This is a genomic window from Photorhabdus africana (assembly GCF_035181445.1).
Classification (GTDB): domain Bacteria; phylum Pseudomonadota; class Gammaproteobacteria; order Enterobacterales; family Enterobacteriaceae; genus Photorhabdus; species Photorhabdus laumondii.
This window is the reverse complement of sequence record NZ_JAXBVE010000196.1, coordinates 1-422: the sequence shown is the minus strand read 5'-3', so window position 1 is coordinate 422 and position 422 is coordinate 1. Positions and strand designations below refer to the sequence as shown.

Genomic DNA, 422 nt, shown 5'->3' with positions numbered 1-422 from the left:
GCTGAGCAGCTGACCGATATGGCACAAAAAACCTGGCCGCAGGACCGCCGGCAGCAGCAGGCAACGCAGCGCTGGCAGCAGTTACAGACCATCCGGCGGGAAAACGCGCCGACCCCCGGCAACTGGCGGGAGACCCGGCATCAGCTCCAGTTACTGGCGGACCACATCCTGACACAGGAGCGCAACCGGGGCAGTTTCACCCTCTCTTACCTGAAAACGGCGATTTACCAAATCCAGCACAGCCACAACCGTGACGTCCCGCTGGAAGAGCTGCTGCGCCAGCTTTCCGTCGCCGTCGAACAGGGTGAGAGCGTCTCACCGGCGCTGATAAAAAAGACCGACGACCGGTTTAACGCCCTGCTCAGCCAGTATTACGCGTTGCAGCAGGCCGCCGGCCTGACCGCGCTCCCTGAGAAAAACCG

1 protein-coding gene is annotated in these 422 nt (G+C 62.3%); it reads left to right on the top strand.

What is annotated here, in order from left to right; genetic code table 11:
• Positions 1-18: 18 nt before the first annotated feature.
• Positions 19-422, top strand: a 404-nt coding sequence (locus SLS51_RS23380; RefSeq protein ID WP_323840859.1) for a VasL domain-containing protein, incomplete at its 3' end; no start/stop codon positions are given.